The sequence below is a fragment of the Mesorhizobium sp. M7A.F.Ca.CA.001.10.2.1 genome (genome assembly GCF_003998575.1).
In the GTDB taxonomy this organism is placed as follows: domain Bacteria; phylum Pseudomonadota; class Alphaproteobacteria; order Rhizobiales; family Rhizobiaceae; genus Mesorhizobium.
The window spans coordinates 1-1,494 of the sequence record NZ_RZQY01000994.1; the positions used below are offsets into that span (position 1 = coordinate 1).

Here is a 1,494-nt window from a genome sequence, read left to right on the forward strand (position 1 = left end):
GGTCGGCACGCTCGAGCGTACCGACATAACCGCTGTCGCGCAGCACGCTGACGCGATCCGCAAGCTGGTAGACCTCTTCCATGCGGTGACTGATGTAGATGATGGCGATGCCTTGCGATTTCAGCGTCGCGATGACCTCGAACAGCCGGTCGGTCTCGCGCGAGGTCAGCGACGTGGTCGGCTCGTCCATGACGATGATGCGCGCATTGGTCGACAGCGCGCGGGCGATCTCGACCAATTGGCGCTCGCCGAGCGACAGGCTGGAGACCATGTCGCGGGCCGAAAAGGAGACGCCCAGACGCGCGACGATCTCCCTGGCGCGCCGGGTGCACTGGTCGCGGTCGACGATACCGAAGCGTCGCGGCTCGTTGCCGAGGAAGATGTTTTGCGCCACCGTCAGATTGGGCGCCAGCGACAGCTCCTGATAGATCACCGCGACGCCGCTGGCGCGCGCCTTGATCGGATCGCCGGTCGCGGCCGGCATGCCGTCGATCAGGATCTCGCCGCCGGCATCCGGCCGATAGGCGCCTGAAAGCACTTTCATCAATGTCGACTTGCCGGCGCCGTTTTCGCCCATCAAGGCGTGCAGCTCGCCGGCGTGGACGCTGAGCGAGACATCGTGCAAGGCACGGATGGTGCCGAACGTCTTGGAGATGTGCCGCATCTCCAGCACCGGCTGGCGCGCGGTCTCGGCCCTGGCAATCGCACTCATCGCGCGCCTCCCACTGCCGCATCAGCGACGCCGCGGTCCATGGTGGCGTCGCGCCAATTGCTGCGATAGCCTGCCAACCCGGTGAAACGCGATGCGCGCACCGGCTCCGGAACTTCGGCGGCGAATTCGCGCCCGACGCTCTCGAAGGCGAGCGCCGCGGCACCCGTGGCGCTGCCCTCCAGCGTGGCGCCCTGCAGGAAGGCCTGGCCGGGACGCAACTGCGCCAGCAGCCCGGCGAGCACACCGCCTGTGTTCAGCCCGCCATCGACGATCACGGTGTTGTTCGAATGGATGAGGTCGAGGCAGAGATCGACCATCAGCGCGACATAGAGCAGCGCCGCGGCCGCGCGTTCCTCGGCATTGGGCGCGCGCCCGACCAGTCGGCCGGAATGCCCCGACATCGGCCCGCCCGGCGCAAAGCTCGGCAGCGCCATGATGCCGGCATCGATCACCCGCTGCACCACTGGGCCGGCGATCTCGCCTTGCCAGCCGGCGCTGATTGTTGCGAATTCGCGCCCGCCCATGAAGCGGATGGTCGGTACTGGGCCGCCGCCGACATCGACGTTGACCAGCATGTCGCGATCCCGGTCGAGTGCGTCGAGCGGGCAGTCCGGATTGAGCACGATGACCCAGGTGCCGGTCGAAACGACGGTGACCGGGCCAAGCTCCTGCCGGCGATAGGCATGCAGCGCCGCATTCGAGTCATGGACGCCGTTGTGGATGGCGATCGGTCGCGCCGCGGCGCCGAGGCGGTGCTCGCCGATAACAGTGCCGGCGCGCTC

Annotated in this window: 1 protein-coding gene and 1 pseudogene; both read right to left on the reverse strand. The window is 67.9% G+C overall.

Features of this window, described 5'->3' with window-relative positions; genetic code table 11:
• Window positions 1–712 (reverse strand): ATP-binding cassette domain-containing protein (locus EN964_RS34335; protein WP_164776367.1); only part of this gene is annotated, 712 nt, incomplete at its 3' end.
• Window positions 709–1,494: pseudogene (locus EN964_RS34340) on the reverse strand (carbohydrate kinase); the annotation flags it as partial. The gene EN964_RS34335 and the pseudogene EN964_RS34340, both read right to left, overlap by 4 nt.